This is a genomic window from Secundilactobacillus odoratitofui DSM 19909 = JCM 15043, from assembly GCF_001434895.1.
Classification (GTDB): domain Bacteria; phylum Bacillota; class Bacilli; order Lactobacillales; family Lactobacillaceae; genus Secundilactobacillus; species Secundilactobacillus odoratitofui.
Map to the genome: position 1 here is coordinate 521816 of NZ_AZEE01000028.1, position 19805 is coordinate 541620.

The 19805-nt window shown below is 44.6% G+C and carries 15 protein-coding genes; 1 reads left to right on the plus strand and 14 read right to left on the minus strand.

Annotated features, from left to right (window positions below; genetic code table 11):
* Nucleotides 1-86 precede the first annotated feature (86 nt).
* Complete coding sequence (locus FD04_RS07430) at nt 87-971, plus strand: DegV family protein (protein WP_056948001.1); 885 nt, start codon at nt 87-89, stop codon at nt 969-971.
* A gap of 133 nt (nt 972-1104) precedes the next feature.
* Here the strand turns inward: FD04_RS07430 and lepA are convergent, their stop codons facing one another.
* The 14 genes from lepA to FD04_RS07500 all read right to left on the minus strand — a co-directional run bounded on the left by lepA (nt 1105) and on the right by FD04_RS07500 (nt 19752).
* On the minus strand, nt 1105-2943 hold the full coding sequence (gene lepA, locus FD04_RS07435) for a translation elongation factor 4 (RefSeq protein ID WP_056948003.1): 1839 nt from the start codon (nt 2941-2943) through the stop codon (nt 1105-1107).
* 115 nt (nt 2944-3058) lie between these two features.
* Nucleotides 3059-4216: a molecular chaperone DnaJ gene (dnaJ, locus tag FD04_RS07440; RefSeq protein ID WP_056948005.1), complete on the minus strand. Its 1158-nt coding sequence runs from the start codon at nt 4214-4216 to the stop codon at nt 3059-3061.
* 146 nt (nt 4217-4362) lie between these two features.
* Nucleotides 4363-6231 carry a molecular chaperone DnaK gene (gene dnaK, locus FD04_RS07445; RefSeq protein ID WP_054701054.1) on the minus strand — a complete coding sequence of 623 codons (1869 nt, stop codon included), beginning with the start codon at nt 6229-6231 and terminating at the stop codon, nt 4363-4365.
* A 44-nt stretch (nt 6232-6275) separates the two neighbouring features.
* Nucleotides 6276-6893 carry a nucleotide exchange factor GrpE gene (gene grpE / locus FD04_RS07450; protein WP_054701057.1) on the minus strand — a complete coding sequence of 206 codons (618 nt, stop codon included), beginning with the start codon at nt 6891-6893 and terminating at the stop codon, nt 6276-6278.
* Between the two features lie 15 nt (nt 6894-6908).
* Entirely contained in the window at nt 6909-7952 is a 1044-nt protein-coding gene (hrcA, locus tag FD04_RS07455; RefSeq protein WP_054701061.1) for a heat-inducible transcriptional repressor HrcA, read from the minus strand.
* Nucleotides 7953-8057: 105 nt separating this feature from the next.
* Nucleotides 8058-9023, minus strand: a complete 966-nt coding sequence (gene ribF / locus FD04_RS07460; RefSeq protein WP_056948007.1) for a riboflavin biosynthesis protein RibF — start codon at nt 9021-9023, stop codon at nt 8058-8060.
* Nucleotides 9024-9040: 17 nt separating this feature from the next.
* Nucleotides 9041-9940: a tRNA pseudouridine(55) synthase TruB gene (gene truB, locus FD04_RS07465; protein ID WP_054701064.1), complete on the minus strand. Its 900-nt coding sequence runs from the start codon at nt 9938-9940 to the stop codon at nt 9041-9043.
* Between the two features lie 153 nt (nt 9941-10093).
* Entirely contained in the window at nt 10094-10447 is a 354-nt protein-coding gene (gene rbfA, locus FD04_RS07470) for a 30S ribosome-binding factor RbfA (RefSeq protein ID WP_054701067.1), read from the minus strand.
* A 29-nt stretch (nt 10448-10476) separates the two neighbouring features.
* Nucleotides 10477-12972 carry a translation initiation factor IF-2 gene (gene infB / locus FD04_RS07475; protein WP_056948009.1) on the minus strand — a complete coding sequence of 832 codons (2496 nt, stop codon included), beginning with the start codon at nt 12970-12972 and terminating at the stop codon, nt 10477-10479.
* Nucleotides 12973-12976: 4 nt separating this feature from the next.
* The gene (locus tag FD04_RS07480; protein ID WP_056948010.1) at nt 12977-13291 is read right to left on the minus strand and encodes a L7Ae/L30e/S12e/Gadd45 family ribosomal protein; all 315 of its coding nucleotides are present in this window, start codon (nt 13289-13291) and stop codon (nt 12977-12979) included.
* Entirely contained in the window at nt 13278-13580 is a 303-nt protein-coding gene (gene rnpM, locus FD04_RS07485) for an RNase P modulator RnpM (protein WP_054701070.1), read from the minus strand. Before rnpM ends, FD04_RS07480 begins: the two co-directional genes overlap by 14 nt.
* A gap of 14 nt (nt 13581-13594) precedes the next feature.
* Entirely contained in the window at nt 13595-14779 is a 1185-nt protein-coding gene (nusA, locus tag FD04_RS07490; protein WP_056948012.1) for a transcription termination factor NusA, read from the minus strand.
* A gap of 22 nt (nt 14780-14801) precedes the next feature.
* A complete protein-coding gene (gene rimP / locus FD04_RS07495; protein WP_054701073.1) occupies nt 14802-15275 on the minus strand; it encodes a ribosome maturation factor RimP in 474 nt (157 codons plus the stop codon).
* Nucleotides 15276-15423: 148 nt separating this feature from the next.
* On the minus strand, nt 15424-19752 hold the full coding sequence (locus tag FD04_RS07500) for a PolC-type DNA polymerase III (protein ID WP_056948014.1): 4329 nt from the start codon (nt 19750-19752) through the stop codon (nt 15424-15426).
* Nucleotides 19753-19805 lie beyond the last annotated feature (53 nt).

Genomic DNA, 19805 nt, shown 5'->3' on the forward strand with positions numbered 1-19805 from the left:
TTGCTGTCAGATTTTACTTGTAAGGGTTTCACTGAATTGGTATGCTCAAACCAGTCGATTTTTACGAATTTGGAGGCAGTCATTTAATGAAAAAAATCGCTGTTGTCACTGACTCAGCCAGTTATTTAACCCCACAACAGGTCAACGAGTATCAGATTCACGTTGTGCCAATCACCGTTATTTTTGGTCGCCAAACTTACCTAGACAACGTGGAGATCACCACTGAGGACTTCTACCAACGATTAAAAACTGATTCTCAGTTACCAACGACGACTCAAGTCACACTGGGGCAAATGCAGGCTATGTACGATCAATTGGCTGATGAAGGCTATGACGCTGTCATTAGCATCCACCTTTCAAGCGGTATCACGAGTTTCTACAATAACTTGGTCAACTTCCTGCCAAGTGTGAAAAACATTGCGGTTTACCCGTTTGACTCGCGAATCGCTTCAGCTGGCGAAGCTGACTTGGTGATGTTAGCCGGTAAATTAGCGGCGGCCGGCGAGTCGCCAGAAACCATCATCAAGGCATTAACCGCCTTTCGTGATACGATTGACGCCTACTTTGTCGTTGATGATTTATCGCACCTAGTTCGGACTGGCCGCTTATCAAACGCGAGCAGTATCGTCGGCGGCCTATTGCGTATCAAACCCATTCTGACGTTTAACGATCAAGCTGCCATTGTCGCAATCGAAAAAGAACGCACAATGAAGCGCGCCTACCAGGCGATTAAACAGAAATTTCAGCATGTGTACGATCAAGCTCAAATGCCGCTCCGACTGACAGTTATTGACGCCAATAATCCCGAGTTGCAGGCGCAGTGGTCTGCCGATTTAGCCGCCAGTTTTCCCGACGTCACGCTCGCCCATAGTGAAATTGGGCCAGTGCTTGGTGTTCACGTTGGTGCCGGCACAATGGCGCTACTTTGGGACTATGATTGGGAAAAGTGGCCAGTCACAGCAGTGCAATAAGCGTTCGGTGTTATCCAAAAGCGACATTCACGCTGCAAAGCTTCATTTGCAATTATTCAAATGCACGTTAAAAGGTGATGATTGGAAAAGTCCAATCATCACCTTTTTTATGTGGCAAAGGCTGAGCAAACGCCTATTTACCGCCGCTATCCTCATCATCGGATTGCAGGACGGCCATGAACGCCTCTTGAGGGACATCCACTGTCCCAACGGCTTTCATCCGTTCCTTACCCTTTTTTTGTTTATCCAATAACTTCGCCCGTCGATCTGGATCCCCGGTATGAATCTTCACGGTTACATCCTTACGGTAGGCACGGATATTGGTACGCGCAATGACTTTGGCCCCGATTGCGGCTTGAATTGGAATCTCGAAGTTTTGTCGTGGAATAATGCCCTTTAACTTAACGGCAATTTCACGACCACGTTTTTCTGCAAACTGACGGTGAGAGATAAAGCTCAACGCATCCACCTTGTCACCATTCAGCAAAATATCAATTTTAACTAAGTCACTTTGTTGATACTCGTCCAGTTCGTAGTCCAATGAACCATAGCCCTTGGTGGACGACTTTAGCTTATCAAAAAAGTCGAAGATGATTTCAGACAGTGGCATTTTGTACACCACGTTAACCCGGTAATCATCCAAGTACTCCATCGTGACAAACTGTCCCCGGCGACGCTGGCAAAGTTCCATAACTGAGCCCACGTAGTCGTTTGGTACCATCACGGTTGCTTTAACGTATGGTTCTTCAATACTCCGAATCTCAGAGGTTTCTGGCATATCAGATGGGTTTTCAACTTCTTTAACGCTACCATCCGTTAAATTAGCCCGGTAGGTTACTGACGGGGCCGTGGTAATCAAATTAAGATTGAATTCCCGCTCCAATCGTTCCTGCACCACGTCCATGTGCAACATGCCTAGGAAGCCACACCGGAAACCAAAGCCCAAAGCCTGTGAGGATTCGGGTTCGAATTCGAGCGCAGCATCATTTAACTTTAGCTTTTCAAGCGCTTCTCTCAGATCTACGTACTTCGCATTATCGGTTGGGTATAGCCCGGCATAAACCATTGGTGCCATTTCACGATAACCAGGTAATGGCTTATCTGCTGGATTAACAGCACTGGTGACGGTATCACCAACCCGGGTATCCGTAATATCTTTAATGCTGGCAGTGATATAACCAACTTCACCAGCAATCAATTCGTCTCGCTTAATAGGGTTAGGAGAGTTCACCCCGACTTCAGTCACTTCGTACTCGGCACCAGAGTTCATAAATTTGATGCGGTCTCCGCGTTTCACGGTACCTTCAAAAAGCCGAACACTCAACACGACACCACGATAATCATCGTAAACCGAATCAAAAATCAAAGCACGCAAAGGTGCTTGTAAATCACCATCCGGCGCCGGAATTTTATGGACGATCTGTTCCAATAAGTCTTCAATCCCAATGCCTTTTTTAGCGCTGGCCAAAACGGCTTCAGAGGCATCGATACCGATGACATCCTCGATCTCTTGTCGAACCCGCTCCGGATCAGCTGATGGCAAGTCAATTTTATTGATAATCGGTAAAATCTCAAGGTCATCATCCAGTGCCAAGTAAACGTTAGCCAGCGTTTGTGCCTCAACACCCTGAGCAGCATCCACCACTAAAACGGCACCTTCACAGGCTGCCAATGAACGCGAAACTTCATACGAGAAATCCACGTGACCTGGTGTATCAATTAGGTGAAATTCGTACGTATGGCCATCCTTGGCTGTGTAAGTTAATTCCACGGCGTTTAGTTTAATCGTAATTCCACGTTCCCGCTCAAGATCCATGTTATCAAGTAATTGGTCTTGCATATCGCGTTTGGCGACGGTATCCGTCAATTCCAAAATACGATCGGCCAAAGTTGACTTACCATGATCGATGTGAGCGACAATTGAAAAATTTCGGATCTCACGTTGGTGCGCCTTCATTTGTTCAAGATCCATAGTCATTCTCCTTTAAAAATCAATCTTACCATTTATTATACCAGAATCGGCTATGAAAAAAGTTCGGCAACTAAACTTCGTTCCGAACTTCCTTCATGATTGATATCAGATGTCGTTAGTTATCAAAGGCATCCTTCATTTTGTCAAAAAAATTACCTTTGCCTGACCCCACTTGTTCACCGCTGGCTTCAGCGTATGCTTTTAATGCAGTCCGTTGTGCTTTGTTAAGGTTCTTTGGTGTCACAATTTTTACGGTCACTCGTTGGTCACCGTTACCGTTACCACGCAATCTTGGTGCACCTTTACCTTTGAGTCGGAAGGTCGAACCAGTTTGGGTACCAGCCGGGATCTTCAAAGAAACATCCCCGTGGACTGTTTGAACCTTGATTTCGTCACCCAAGGCAGCTTGGGTGAAACTAATATCCTTATCGAGGTAGATATCAGCGCCGTTACGCTGGAAAACCTTGCTTGGTTGAACTGAGAAGATGATGAATAAATCCCCATAAGGGCCACCATTTTGACCAGCTTCACCTTGGTTTTGCAGCCGCATTTGTTGACCGTCATCAACGCCGGCAGGAATGTTAACTTCAACTTCATGCCGTTCTTCTTCGTGACCAGAACCGCCACAAGTTGGGCACTTTTCCTTGATTTCTTTACCAGTTCCTTGGCAAACGGGACAAACTTGTTGACTACGCATCCGACCGAGTGGCGTGTTGGTTTCGCTCATCACGTAACCAGAGCCGCCACAATTATGACACGTTTCAGGCGTTGTACCGGGTTTTGCACCACTACCATGACAGGTATGGCATTGCGCTTCACGATTGTACTTAATCTTGGTCTTTTTACCGAAAATGGCTTCTTCGAATTTAAGGGTCATTTGGTACTGTAAATCACGGCCCGGTTGCGGTGCATTTGGATTACGACGCGCACCGCCACCACCGCCGCCAAAGAATTGACTGAAAATATCTTCGAAGCCACCGCCGCCAAAACCACCAGCGTCGCCGAAGCCACCAAAACCACCAGCGCCGCCAGCTCCACCGCCAAAACCTTGTGGGCCATCAGCTGAGCCATATTGGTCGTAGTTTGCGCGCTTTTGTTCATCACCTAAAACTTCATAGGCTTCAGTAATTTCCTTGAACTTTTCTTCCGCACCAGGTGCTTTATTAATATCTGGGTGATACTGCTTGGATAATTTACGGTAGGCTTTTTTAATATCAGCCTGGGAAGCATCCTTACCTACCCCAAGCACTTCATAATAATCTTTGCCAGCCATGTTAACCTCCTAAAATTGCGTCCGGCCAAACTGAATAGACGCTCCAACAAAAATAGTTCACTCCATAGAATAGCATAGTTCCATTGAAACAAAAAGCCAAAGCCCGCGTTTGAGCCTTGACTTTCTGAAACTATTTGAGTTTACGATTACTTTTTATCGTCATCGTTTACTTCAGAGAAGTCACCGTCAAATGTTTGACCATCACTACCCTTATCATCGGAATTAGAAGCTTTACCATCGGCTGCGCCATCAGCACCAGCAGCACCTTGTTGTTCTTGGGCTTGTTGATAAAGTTTAACGGATAAATCTTGAACGATCTTGTTCAAATCATCCTTCTTAGTCTTCATTTCTTCAACGTTGTTATCTTCTTGGGCCTTCTTTAATGCGTCACGCGCATCCTTAGCCTTTTGAATTTCGTCATCAGAAACCTTGTCCTTAACTTCATCCAAAGTCTTATCAACTGTAAAGAGTAATTGATCGACTTCGTTCTTCAAGTCAGCCTCTTCCTTACGAGCTTTATCAGCCTCTTCGTTTTCTTGGGCTTCCTTCATCATCTTGTCGATTTCGTCGTCTGACAAGCCACCAGAACTCTTGATGGTGATCTTTTGTTCCTTACCAGTCCCCTTATCCTTAGCCGAAACGTTAACAATCCCGTTACGGTCAATATCAAAGGTCACTTCGATTTGAGGCACACCACGAGGCGCAGCAGGAATATCAGTTAGTTGGAAGTTACCCAACGTCTTGTTGTCAGCAGCCATTGGCCGTTCACCTTGGAGCACGTGAATATCAACAGCAGGTTGATTGTCAGCGGCAGTACTGAAGACTTGTGACTTGCTGGTTGGAATCGTGGTGTTCCGATCAATCAATTTAGTGAAGACGCCACCCATGGTTTCGATACCAAGTGACAATGGTGTGACATCAAGTAAAACAACGTCCTTAACGTCACCGGTCAAGACCCCACCTTGAACGGCGGCACCTAAAGCAACGGCTTCATCAGGGTTGATCGAGTGGTTTGGTTCCTTGCCAGTCCACTTCTTAACGGCTTCTTGAACGGCTGGAATTCGAGTTGACCCACCATTTAAGATGACAACGTCTAACTCACCAGCAGATAAGCCAGCATCTTTCAAGGCGTTTTCAACTGGAATCCGAGTCCGTTCAACTAAGTCAGAAGTCAATTCATTGAACTTGGCACGTGATAACGTTGCTTCCAAGTGCAATGGGCCGTTTTCACCAGCAGAGATGAAAGGCAAGCTAATTTGTGATTCACTTACACCTGACAAGTCCTTCTTGGCTTTTTCAGCGGCTTCCTTCAAACGTTGCATGGCCATCTTATCCTTAGATAAATCAATGCCATTTTCAGCCTTGAATTGTTCAATTAACCAATCCATGACCTTCTTATCAAAGTCGTCACCACCAAGATGCGTATCACCATTGGTTGACAATACATCAAACACGCCGTCGCCTAAATCGAGGACAGAAACGTCAAACGTCCCACCACCCAAGTCATAAACGAGGATCTTTTCGTCAGCATCTTGCTTATCCAGACCGTAAGCTAATGAAGAAGCCGTTGGTTCGTTAATGATCCGCTTAACGTCCAAGCCAGCAATCTTACCAGCATCTTTAGTCGCTTGACGTTGAGAATCATCGAAGTAAGCTGGCACTGTAATAACTGCCTGAGTGACTTCATCACCAATATAATCTTCAGCAAAGCCCTTGATGTATTGTAAGATCATCGCTGAAATTTGTTGTGGCGTGTAATCCTTACCTTCGATATTAACCTTGTAACCTGCTTCACCCATGTGACTCTTAATTGATGAAACCGTGTTAGGGTTAGTAATTGCTTGACGCTTAGCAACTTCACCAACCGATGGCTTGCCATCTTTGAACGCAACAACTGATGGTGTCGTCCGACCGCCTTCTGGGTTTGGAATAATTTTAGGTTCGTTACCTTCGAGAACCGCAACTGCTGAGTTTGTCGTACCTAAGTCAATACCAATAATTTTATTACTTGCCATGTATAATTTACCTTCTTTTTAAAGTTTGATTCGGAAATAATTGCTTATTGCGCAACCATAACCATTGCGGGACGCAACACGCGGTCCTTTAATTGATACCCTTTTTGAAGGACCTGTGTCACATGATCTTTTTGATCATCAGATTCAGCCGGAACTGACTGAACGGCTTGATGAACCGTTGGATCAAATTTTTCGCCCGCGGCCTTGATTTCGGTGACACCATTTTTAGTGAGCGCCTCAACCAGATGCTTTTGAACCATTTCAATTCCCTTTTTAAATGAATCAGCCTGTTCGCCTTCAATCGGCATACTCAAGGCCCGTTCCAAATTATCAAGTGCTGGTAAAATATCATGGGCCAATTGCTGCCCATCATACTTGATCAAAGCCGCTTGATCTTTCTTGTTGCGCGTCTGAATATTTTGAATCTCGGCTTGCGCACGTAAATTCTGGTCAGAGGCTTGCTCAAGCTGCTTTTTGAGATCCGCAACTTGTGCCAGTGCACTTGCTAAATCAGTCTGAGTCGAAGTTGCCGATTCAGAGGCTGAGTCAGTCGCCTCAGAACTGGTTTGATCAGTCACCTCTGCACTTTGTGCGTTAGTTGCTGATGTTGCTTGTTCATCAGCCGCTTCACTTGCCGGTTGATTAGTTTTATCTTCTGCCACTTTAACACCCCTTTACTACTGATCAAAATATCGATAATAATCGATGAGCCGTTGTGCTAACTCCTGTCGAAATGCACCAACTAGGCCAATCATACGCGAATATGGCATCCGTGTCGGACCCAACAGTGCAATCACACCTTTACCGTGATCACCGACCTCATAGGTTGCAGTAATTAAACTGTAGTCCTTCAAAATGTCATTGGTGATCTCACTACCGATCTTCACTTGAATGTGATCTGACGGTTGACCTAACACACTCGCCATATCATCAGTCCGATCCATCAACGTATAAAGTGACTTCAATTCATCGACGTCACTACTATCCGAAAAGTTCAACAAGTTCAACCGACCACCAACGTAAAAGCGCTCCTGAGCAGCCTTGGTTAACACATCACCAAAGATTTTCAAGAAACCATCTGGTCGTTGTAAGTACTGCCCGACTTGGAGCGGAATTTCAGTCTGAAGGGCTTGTAACACCGAGTTGAGCGGTTGACCAACCAATTGATCGTTAATCAAACGTACGACTGCTTCCAACTGATCACCACTGATATTAGGCGCAATGTTAAACGTTTGAGATTCGACATCGCCGTTATCAGTGACCAACACTGCCATCACCTGACGTTTACCAAGCGGAACCAATCGAAAACCACTTAAGCGACTCTCTTTTAATTCCGGTTTTAAAGTAAACGCTGTGTATGATGTCAGATTGGACAAGATCTTAGCCGATGTTTCAATAATCTCATCGATTTTAACGAACTGTCCATCCAATGATGACTTGATCAAATCAATATCATTGGCCTTGATCGGATCTGGTTGAACCAAGTGGTCCACGTAATAACGATATCCCTTCACCGAAGGAATTCGACCTGAACTTGAATGGGTCTTAGTAATTAAGCCCAACTCTTCAAGTGCCGCCATTTCGTTACGGACCGTTGCTGAACTAACGTGAAGCGGTAACTGCGTCGCTAACGCCTTGGAGCCAACAGGAACACCACTGCTCGTATAATCGCGAACAATCGCCTTTAAAATCATTTTCTGCCTGTCCGTTAACGTGATCATCACCTCTTTTTAGCACTCATAGTATCCAAGTGCTAAGACACATATATAATGTATCAAACGCTGATTTTTAAGTCAAGTATTCAGCCGACTTTTTTAGCATTTAATTCATTCGAGTGCTAATTTTGTTAATGAATGCGCTTCAAAGTAGGCTTTCGTGTCAAGCGCATCTTGATCAAGTTGTGCCACCAGTCCCTCAACTGAGTCAAATTTAACTTCACCTCGAAGTCGATACAGCCATTCCACGGTGACGACTTCCCCATAAATTGCCTGATGAAAATCTAAGATGTAAGCTTCCACGGTGACTGGTCTGCCGTCACCAAAGGTCACGTTGCGGCCAATTGAAGTCATCGCCTGATACCACTGATTGCCAATTTTAAGTCGGGTGACGTAAACCCCGATCCCTGGTAGCCAGTATTTTGCATCATGACTCACATTAGCAGTTGGATAGCCTAATGTTCGGCCACGAGCTTCTCCGTGCATGACCGTCCCAACAGTTCGATAACGATACCCAAGTAACTCGTTAACCGTTTGAAGATCACCCTGATCGAGATTATGACGAATTCGCGACGAACTAATCTTCTTAGTCTGCATCTCCGCCTTACCAACCGTGACAATCTCGAAACGCCCCTTCGCAAATTCTGGTAAGCGAGCCATTGTTGCCACGTCTTTTGGTCCATAGGTATGGTCAAAGCCAGCTACCACCACTTGAGCGTGAAACCCGATGAGGTATTGATCGACAAATTCTTGAGGTTTCAAAGCTGCAAATTGACTTGAAAAATTAACTTGATAAACAATTTGAACACCTAATTGCTCAAAAAGTGCCATTTTCCTTTGATTAACGGTGATATAACGATTACGTTCACGACTGAGTTTTTCGTACACCAAGGCTGGATGATGATCATAAGTCAAAACCGCTAATGCAAGGCCACGCTCATCTGCAATTGTCTTTGCACGTTGCAACACCGCTTGATGACCACGATGAACACCGTCAAAAAAACCCATTGCCAAAACAACTGGTTGCTGTAATGCATCCGTTTTAGACATCGGATGATGAATCTGAATAACCTGCATAATATCGTCTCAACTTTCTACTTAGTACTAAACATTTTTAATGGTTTGTATCGATTATTAACGCGTTGATACAAACACTTGATTTGTTTTTGAAAACTTAACGCCACAATTGGTGCCGTTGAAGCGACTTCGTCTGGTAATAACCAAACACCATTTTTAACGACAGCCCACTGTTCATCACTCATCGCAACGGTTGGATACTGGCTTAACACACGATCGATTGGAAAAATAAAGCCGGTGTCATCATCGGCCAACCGCTGGCGAATCGTCTCAAGCGATACCGTCTCATCAAGTTTGAAGCCACCGCTCTCCACCCGAGTTAAGGATGACATCACAGCTGGTAATCCGAGTTTAACACCCACTTCAACTGCTAAAGTTCGAACGTAGGTCCCCTTTGAACAAACCACTTCAAAGTCGAATCGCTGAGTTTTATCCTGTTCATCAAAGACCACGTCACTCGTTCGCTTAAATTCAGAAATAGTGACGGTCCGAACCGGTCGCTCAACGGTCTGGCCAGCCCGAGCATATTCGTAAAGCTTCCGGCCATTCACCTTAACGGCAGAGTACATCGGCGGAATCTGCTTGAGTTCGCCCACCATTGCAGCCATCACAGCGTCAATTGTCGACGCCGCAATTGGTTGATCAATTGCAACTCGATCTACTTCTTGGCCGTCCAGATCTTCCGTTTCGGTCGCAAAGCCCAAAGTCACGCTTCCTCGATAAACCTTGCGATGAGTCATTAAATAATCCACCACTTTGGTGGCACTACCAATACAAATTGGTAAGACGCCATCCACGTTGGGATCTAACGTACCAGAATGACCAACCTTCTTCATATGCAGTATTTTGCGTAGGTGATTCACGCAATCGTGACTTGTCATGCCACGTTCTTTGTAAAGTGGAATAATCCCATCCATTTATGAATGCTCCATTTCGTTTAAGGTTAACTAAATTATTATAGCACGCTTTATGGTCAATCCTGTATCAAAAAAATCTGCAAAACCCATGTTAACAGGCTTTGCAGATTTTTTGTTTGGCATAAATCCGAGTGACAAATACTCCGATTTAGCTTAGCGGTCTTCTTGATGCAATTTATTCAGTAATTCATCAATTCGACTACCATATTTAACTGATTGATCTCGTTCGAATTGGAGTTCAGGCGTCTTAAAAATGTTTAGACGTGACCCTAATTCACTTCGAATGAGCCCAGTTGCCTTCGTTAAGCCAGCAGCTGCTTTTTCACCATCAGAGGCTTTGTCAGACAAAATACTGTAATAAATGGTTGCCTGTTGTAAGTCGCCAGTGACTTCTACCCCGGTAACGGTAATCCCTTGAACGCGCGGATCCCGAACTCGTTTGAGTAAAATATCGTTAACTTCACGCTGAATTTCTTGTTCTAGACGTCCCACACGATAATGTGCCATTTTTTCACCACCTAAAATTTGTTGTCAACCTATTCGATTGGTACTTCTTTCATGACGTAGGCTTCGATCACATCGCCAACCTTGATATCGTTATAATTCTCAATGGTAAGGCCTAATTCATGACCTTGCTTAACGTCTTTAACGTCATCTTTGAACCGCTTCAAACTACCAAGCTTACCTTCATAAATCACGACTGAGTCACGGATCAAACGCACGTCAGAATCATTGGAAACGTGGCCTTCAGTGACCATCCCACCAGCAATGGTTCCAATCTTAGATGCCTTAAAGATTTCACGGACTTCAACTTGACCAATCACTTCTTCTTCATAAGTTGGTTCAAGCTTACCCTTCATGGCGTGTTCGATTTCATCAATCGCGTTATAAATCACACGGTGAAGTCGAATATCAACTTGATCTTGTTCAGCTTGCGCCTTTGCTTGTGGTGTTGGCCGGACATTAAACCCAATGATGATCGCATTACTTGCTTCTGCAAGGGTCACATCACTTTCGTTAATTGCACCAACGGCTGTATGCAAGATGTTAACCCGCACGCCCTCAACTTCAATCTTGTTCAGACTGTTAGCCAAGGCCTCTACGGAACCTTGAACATCCGCTTTAATGATAACTTCGACTTCCTTCATTTCGCCATCTTTCATGGTGTCAAATAAGTTGTCGAGCGTAACCGTGTTCTTCGAGCGACGTTCTTCCATCAAGGCGTTCTTAGCCCGTTCTTCACCAGCAGCGCGAGCCGTTTTTTCATCGTCAAAGACCACAAATCGGTCCCCGGCTTCGGGCACATCGCTTAAACCAGTGATTTCGACTGGTGTCGATGGGGTGGCTTTCTTGATAGCCTTACCCAGTTCGTTTTCCATCGTTCTAACTTTACCAAAAGTATTACCAACCACAATTGGATCACCGACGTGCATGGTCCCTTGTTGAACAAGTAATGTGGCAACTGAACCCTTACCTTGATCCAACTTAGCTTCGATAACTGAACCTGCGGCATTTTGTTGTGGGTTAGCCTTTAATTCCATCACTTCTGATTGAAGTAAGATCATATCCAGTAATTCGTCAATGTTCTTACCAAACTTAGCAGAGATTTGAACGAAAATCGTGTCACCGCCCCAGTCTTCAGGAATTAGACCGTATTCAGTCAATTGTTCCATCACATGGTTAGGGTTAGCGCCTGGCTTATCAATCTTGTTAACGGCAACAATAATTGGTGTCTCAGCAGCCTTGGCATGGTTGATGGCTTCAATGGTTTGTGGCATCACGCCGTCATCAGCAGCCACCACCAGAATGGTAATATCGGTAATGTCAGCACCACGCGCCCGCATTTCGGTGAAGGCCGCGTGTCCTGGGGTATCCAAGAAAGTAATGGTCTTACCTTGGTGCTTGAGTTGATAGGCCCCAATAGCTTGTGTGATCCCACCGGCTTCACCCGCGGTAATGTGTGAATGACGCAAGTGATCCAATAACGTCGTCTTCCCATGGTCAACGTGACCCATGATCGTCACAACTGGTGGTCGATTTTCTAAGTGATCAGTGTTGTTGGCTTCTTCTTCAAAGAACTTGTCAATATCAGTGACATCGACTTCAACCTTTTCTTCCGCACCAATACCGTATTCAGAAGCTAAGATTTCAATAGTATCCTTATCAAGTGATTGGTTTTGGTTAACCATAACACCTAACATGAATAACTTCTTCACGATTTCAGCGGGTTCACGGTGCAAGAGTTTTCCAAGATCTTGAGCATTCATGCCAACACTGTAAACCAATGTTTCTGGCAATGCCTTGTTCTTACGTTCTGGCGCACCCTTATGTTGATTAGTATCTTTGATTCGTTGGTTCTTTTTGTTGTAGCGTTGGTTATTGTTGTTACGACGGCGGTTGTTTTTGCGGTTGTTACGGTTGCCGTTTCGGCCACCACCATTACCACCACTGTTCAAACTGCCACCGAAACGACCTGAACCACTGTGATTGCGGTTATTGTTACTACTGCCTTGTGAGTGGTTGCTTGATTGATTACGGTTACCAGATTGTTGTGAATGGTTACCATTGCCGTTTTGGCTACGATTGTTTGATTGCTGTGAACGATTACTACCGTTGCTCTGGCTACGGTTGCTTGATTGTTGCGACCGGTTACCACTATTGCTCTGACTGCGATTATTCGATTGTTGTGAACGATTGCCACTGTTATTTTGTGTGTGGTTACCGTTACTTTGGCTTCGATTGCCAGACTGAGTCCGGTTTTGTGAGCCGTTACCCGTCGAATGGTTGCTGTTTGAACGATGCGTGGTTTGACTACTTTGGTGACCAGTTGCAGGCTTGGCTGCTTGAGATGCAGCAGGTTTGCTACTACCACCTTTGGTACCAAAACTCTCGCGCAATTGCCGTTCTTCGTTACTTCCTAATGATGACATGTGATTTTTCACGTCAAACCCCTTTTCTTGGGCCTTATCGATCATCGCTTTGCTTGATACGTTAAGTTCTTTAGCTAATTCGTAAATTCGCTTTTTGCCCATATCTTCACTCTCCTTTGATATTAACTAGTTCGATTAACTTCCTAGCAAATCCAGGATCTTTCACGCCGTATGCTGTCCGGTTCATCCCGGTCGCTTGGCTAAGTTGTTCTTTAGTAAATGCGGTAATTAAGTCAACGTGATAAAACGCGGCCTTATCACGAAGCTTTTTCATACTTGACGCACCAGTATCACTGGCGATAATTGCAACTGCAATTGACTGACCTTGGATGGCTTTTAAGACAAATCCTTCACCGGTCACCAGTTGATTGGCACGTCTGACCAAACCTAAAAGCTGTAAAAAAGCGCTAGTCTTGGCCATCTTCAAACAACGCCCGACGAGCTTGTTGATGGTCCACGTATGCCACCAAATCGTCATAAAACTGCGCGTCAACTTTAGTTTCGAAAACTTTGTCAAAGGTATGCTGTTTTTTGGCTTGTTGCGCTACCTTGACGTCTAATGAAATGTAAGCACCGCGACCAGACTTTTTACCAGTCGGATCAACTGAGACGTTGTTATCTTTGTCTCGAACAATTCGAACGAGGTCCTTTTTAGGTGCCATTTCACCGGTCACAATGTCTTTTCGCATTGGTACCTTGCGTTTCTTCATGTTCGCTTACCTCCTTAGTCTTCTGACGGCGTATCGTCAGTTAATTCTGATTCAGCAGCGGTATCACTCGAATCAGTTTGCGCTGATGTTGCTTCATCATCAGCAGGTGCTTGATCATCTGAAACAGCTTCATCAGCGGGTTGGTCTTGATCGTTAAAAGTCGCTTCCGCTTCTGTTTCAGACTTAATATCGATCTTATAGCCCGTCAATTTGGCGGCTAACCGAGCATTTTGACCACGCTTCCCGATTGCAAGTGATAATTGGTAATCAGGCACGATCACCGTGCAAGCACGCTCGTTGTTTTCGTCAAAAATGACATCGATCACTTCAGCTGGGTTAAGGGCGTTAGCAATGAACTTGGCCTCATCGTCCGTCCATTCAACGATATCCATGTTCTCGCCACCAAGTTCAGAAACAATGGCTTGAACCCGTTGACCACGAGGACCAACACTCGTCCCAACCGGATCAACATCCGGATTGTTCGAACGAACAGCAACCTTCGCACGATCGCCAGCTTCACGGGCAATTGACATGATTTCAACAGTACCATCGTAAATTTCCGGAATTTCTTGTTCAAATAACCGCTTTAACAAACCTGAATCCGTACGACTAACAAAGACTTGTGGGCCCTTGGCTGCATTTTCAACCCGGGTAACGTACACCTTAATGTGGTCGTGCATCCGATACATTTCGTTTGGCATCTGATCTTGACGACTCATGACGGCTTCAACGTTGCCAAGGCTCACATAAACGAACCGGTTATCTTGACGTTCAACTTCACCCGTGATGATTTCATTTTCATACTGGCTGTATTGGTCAAAAATCAATGATCGTTCTGCTTCACGGACCCGTTGCATGATGACCTGTTTAGCAGTTTGAGCGGCGATTCGACCAAAGTTCTTAGGTGTGACCTCAAATTTGATGTCATCACCTAATTCATAACCTCGACTGACCTGTAACGCATCGTCTAAGCTAACTTCAAGTCGTGAATCATAAACTTGATCAACGACCTTCTTAACTGCATAGACGTGAACATCACCCTTTTTTTGGTCAAAGGCAACTTCGACGTTTTGCGCTTGGCCGTAGTTACGCTTATAAGCTGAGGTTAAAGCAGCTTCTAAGGCTTCAATCACGATTTCCTTTTTGATGCCCTTTTCACTTTCCAGTGTGCTAAGGGCACCTAATAGTTCTTTACTCATTACTGTAATCTCCTTTTAGCTATTAAAACTTAATTGCTAATCTCGCTTTGGCAATGTTAGTACGTGGGATGACCAGGTCTTTAATACGCCCTTTTAAATTAACTTTTAACGTTAATTCGTCATCATTCAACGCAATCATTGTGCCCTCATACGCTTTTTCGCCCGCAATTTTTTGGTAGAGCGAAATGTGAACGTAGTGGTTCAAGGCACGTTCATAATCAGCCGCCTTTTTAAGTGGCCGTTCTGCGCCAGGCGAGGATACTTCTAAGAAATACGCTTGTGGAATTGGATCAGGGTCGAGGCCGTCAAGTTGTTCGCTCACCTCATCGCTGACCAGTGCGCATTCATCAATTGTAATGCCACCAGGTTTATCAATGTAAAGCCGTAAATACCAGCTTTTACCTTCACGTACGAATTCGACGTCCACCAATTCAAAGTGATGAGTCTCTACAATTGGCTGCGCTAGAGCCGTAACAATGTCTACGACGTTATCCAATCTGTTACCTCCAATACCATTTTTCCAATAAAAAGAGTGAGCATCGCTGCTCACTCCTTTCCGAAATATCTACGTCTGTAAGTATATCATAAACAACTGGTAGACGCAAGGTTAGCCAATCGTAACTGAACAAGGATGGTTTCAGTAACTACATCATGTCAAACAAGCTCAGTTGATTTTCGTCTGGCAGACCATCTAACACACCGTTATCCGTCATAAATTCGATCAAAGTTTTGGAAACCTTGCCTCGTTTAGCCAAGTCCTCCTTAGAGAGGAACGGTTTGTCTTCACGGGCGGCCACAATTTGCTTGGCAACGTTTAGCCCTAATCCTGGTGCCGCATTAAACGGCGCAATTAGAGTGTTGCCATCGATCAACCATTCGTTAGCGGCCGATTTTTCAATATCAATCATCTTAAAATCAAAACCACGTTCCAGCATTTCGTTTGCCAGCTCAAGGACCGTTAAGAGGTTCTTTTCCTTAGTCGAGGCATCCATACCCTCATCGTTAATTTCTTTCATTTTGGCTTTAACTGATTCCTTGCCGCGTGACATGGCCACAACGTCAAAATCTTCAGCACGAACAGAGAAATATGCTGCGTAATAAACTAATGGGAAATAAACCTTAAAGTAAGCAACCCGCAACGCCATCAGAATATAAGCAGCCGCATGGGCACGTGGGAACATGTACTTGATTTTCAAACATGAATCAATGTACCAGTCGGGCACTTCCGCCTCTTTCATTTTATCTTGCCATTCATCCGGAATCCCACGGCCTTTTCGAACGTGTTCCATAATTTGAAAGGCAATTTCTGAATCCATGCCCCAGTGAATCAAGTCGGTCATGATGTTATCACGACAACCAATCACGTTGGCAATCGTTGCAGTCCCATTTTTAATCAACTCTTCAGCGTTACCAAGCCACACGTCGGTACCGTGAGAGAGACCTGAAATTTGAAGTAACTCTGAATAATTACTTGGATGGGTTTCTTCTAGCATTCCGCGTACAAAGCGGGTCCCGAATTCTGGCACACCCAACGTTCCCGTTTTAGATTGAATCTGTTCCGGTGTCACACCAAGTGATTCCGTACCAGAAAAGAGGGCCATCACACCCGGATCATCCATTGGAATCGTTTGTGGGTCAACGCCACTCAAATCTTGCAGCGTCCGGATCATGGTTGGATCATCATGGCCCAGAATATCAATTTTTAAAATATTATCGTGAATTGAATGGAAATCAAAGTGGGTTGTTTGCCAAGCGGCGTTTTGATCATCGGCCGGATACTGAATTGGCGTGAAATCATAAATGTCCATATAATCCGGCACAACGATAATCCCCGCTGGATGTTGGCCGGTCGTCCGCTTAACCCCGGTGGCACCCTTGGCCAGTCGATCAATTTCAGCATTCCGGAAGTTTTGTTCGGTGTCTCGTTCGTAAGCTTTCACGTAACCATAAGCCGTTTTATCGGCCACGGTACCGATTGTGCCCGCCCGGTAAACGTTCTTCTCGCCAAACAAAACCTTCGTGTAATTATGGGCGATTGGTTGATAATCACCCGAGAAGTTCAAATCAATATCAGGCACTTTGTTACCCGTAAAGCCCAGGAACGTTTCGAACGGAATATCATGACCATCACCGATCATCAACGTCCCACAATTAGGACAGTTCTTCTCTGGTAAATCAAACCCTGAACTGTACTCACCTTGGGTATAAAAATGTGAGTATTGGCAGTTAGGACAACGGTAATGCGGTGGTAAGGGGTTCACTTCTGTGATTCCAGTCATGGTGGCAACTAGACTCGAACCGACAGACCCCCGTGAACCAACCAAATACCCGTCTTTATTACTTTTATGCACAAGTCGTTGTGCAATCAGGTAAATCACTGAGAAACCGTTACCGATAATACTCTTTAATTCACGATCTAACCGTTTTTGAACAATATCTGGTAACGGATTACCGTACCACTCGTAAGCCGTGTTCATGGTTCGCTCTCGAATTTCGTCTTCGGCGCCTTCCATTCGCGGTGTGTATAGCTTATCTTTTAGCGGATGCACGTCCTCAATCTGGTCAGCAATGGCGTTTGAATTCGTCACGACCAGCTCTTGTGCTTTGGCTTCACCTAAGAACTGATAATCATCAAGTAACTCATCAGTTGTCCTGAAATGAACATCCGGCAATTCTTGACGATTTAGTGGGTTCGCCCCACCTTGTGAATGAATCAGAATCTTACGGTAAATGGCATCCTCTGGATTCAGATAGTGCGCATCGCCCGTTACAACAACCGGCTTATCAAGTTCTTCACCCAGTTTAGCCATATTGGCCAAGATTTCTTGGAGATTCTTTTTATTTTGGATAAGTCCTGAGTCAATCAACGGTTTATAAGCAGCCAGTGGTTGAACTTCAAGATAATCATAAAATTTAGCTTTACTGCGTGCTTCAGCGTACCCTTTTTGCATCATCGCGGTGAAAACTTCACCAGAATCACAAGCGGAACCAATCAGCAGTCCTTCGCGTAACTTCTCAACTTGACTCCGTGGCATTCGGGGCACCCGATAAAAATAATTCACGTTAGACATCGAAACCAGTTTAAACATATTTTTAAGACCGGTTTGAGTCTGGGCCAAGATAATCGCATGAGACGGTCGAGCGTGCTTGTAGGCGTCATTTTCACTCATGTGGTCATTCAACTGATCGTGATATTTGATTTGGTACCGATCTTCAGCGTCTTTTAAAAACAAGTAATTCAAATGACCAGTTGATTCAGCATCATAAATAGCACGGTGATGGTGTTCCAAGGCCACGTGGAATTTTTTGGCCAAAGTATTCAGCCGGTAACCCTTCAACGTTGGGTACAAGAACCGAGCCAATGTCAGCGTATCGATGATTGGATTGGTGACCTCTGGCAAGTCATAGCGCTGATAGCCCGCATTCATGAAACCAATATCGAAGGTGACGTTATGGCCAACAATAATAGCATCGCCATAAAATTGGCGGAACAATTCAAAAACTTCTTTTTCCGACTTGGAGCCCTTCACCATGTCATCCGTGATACTTGTTAATTCGGTCGTTTGATCTGACAAATGGAAGCCGGGATCAATAAATTCTTCAAACTGGTCAATCACTTCTTTACCTTGCATCTTGACCGCTGAAAGTTCAATCACTCGATCATAAATCGCAGAAAGTCCGGTGGTTTCCACGTCAAAAATAACGTAAGTTGCGCCTTCCAATTGTCGGTGTTCACTGTTATACCCAATTGGAACACCATCATCGACTAAATTGGCTTCCACGCCGTAAATCATTTTAATGTCGTTTTTAGCAGCGGCACTAAATGCTTCTGGGAACCCTTGGACACCAGCATGATCGGTAATTGCAATTGCTTTGTGACCCCATTTTTTGGCCTGTTTAACGTAATCCGTAATTGGATTGGTTGCATCCATGGTACTCATACTTGTGTGCAAGTGTAATTCCACCCGTTTTTGACCCTCGGGTGCTAAATCCTTGCGACTGGGCACAGTGACCTGATTAATATCGTAAGCATTGAGAACCAAATCACGCATGAAGTTGTCCTCTTGAACGCTACCTCGCACCTTGATCCAATCACCTTCGTTAAGCCCTTCGAATTGGGCCTCATCGCCATCATCGCGAGAGAACTTTTTAACGACAATTGAGGACGAATAATCGGTAATTTCCAAAATCATTAATTTGCGACCAGAGCGTAGATCACGAATTTCCTTACTGAAAACATAACCTTGAACGACAACCGATTTTTCTTCATCTTCGATATTAATCAACTGCATAGGTTCGTCGTCAGACTTAATTTTACGACCAATCACAGTCGGACCGCTTGGAACATCACCGCCCTGTTGCTCACGCTTCTGATTAGCCTGCTTAATGGCCGCAACGGCCTTTTTAGCAAGTTCAGCGTCGGACTGGGCCTTCTTTTGCTTAAAATCATTGATTTTTTGTTGTGATGCCGATTCATCCACCATGGTATGAATTGAAAATTTAGGAAAGCCATAAACTGTATACTGGCTTTCAATTGGCCCTAACGCCTGATTAACCAAGAAGTTTTTTACGACTTCGTTTTCAGCCATGAAAATAACCCGATCATCTTGAACTTGTGGCACTTGATCGTGGCAAAGTTCCTGTACAAGTGGTGACGTGAGACCACTATGTTGAACGACCCAATTCCAGTAATCCCCAACCAGTCGATTATCAAGCTGCGTTTGTGGTGTTTGAATTTCAAAATCCACTGACGCAATCGATTGAAATGTCTTTTCAAGTTGGCCTTGAAAAGTTAAAAAGGTTTGAAAGGGCACGATATCTGGAAATTTAAAGTTAAAGTGCCACCGTTTTGACTGTGCATGAACGGTTAATTTATCAAGCTCAGCACCCTGAAAGGCGGGTTGCTGGGCTAATTCAGTCAGTTGAAGTTGCTCTAATAATTTTTCAAATAATTGTTGGTGATCTAAGGCCACGCCAACTGCCCCCTTTAATGTATTCACTTGAATATTTTAACGTAAAACGGGTT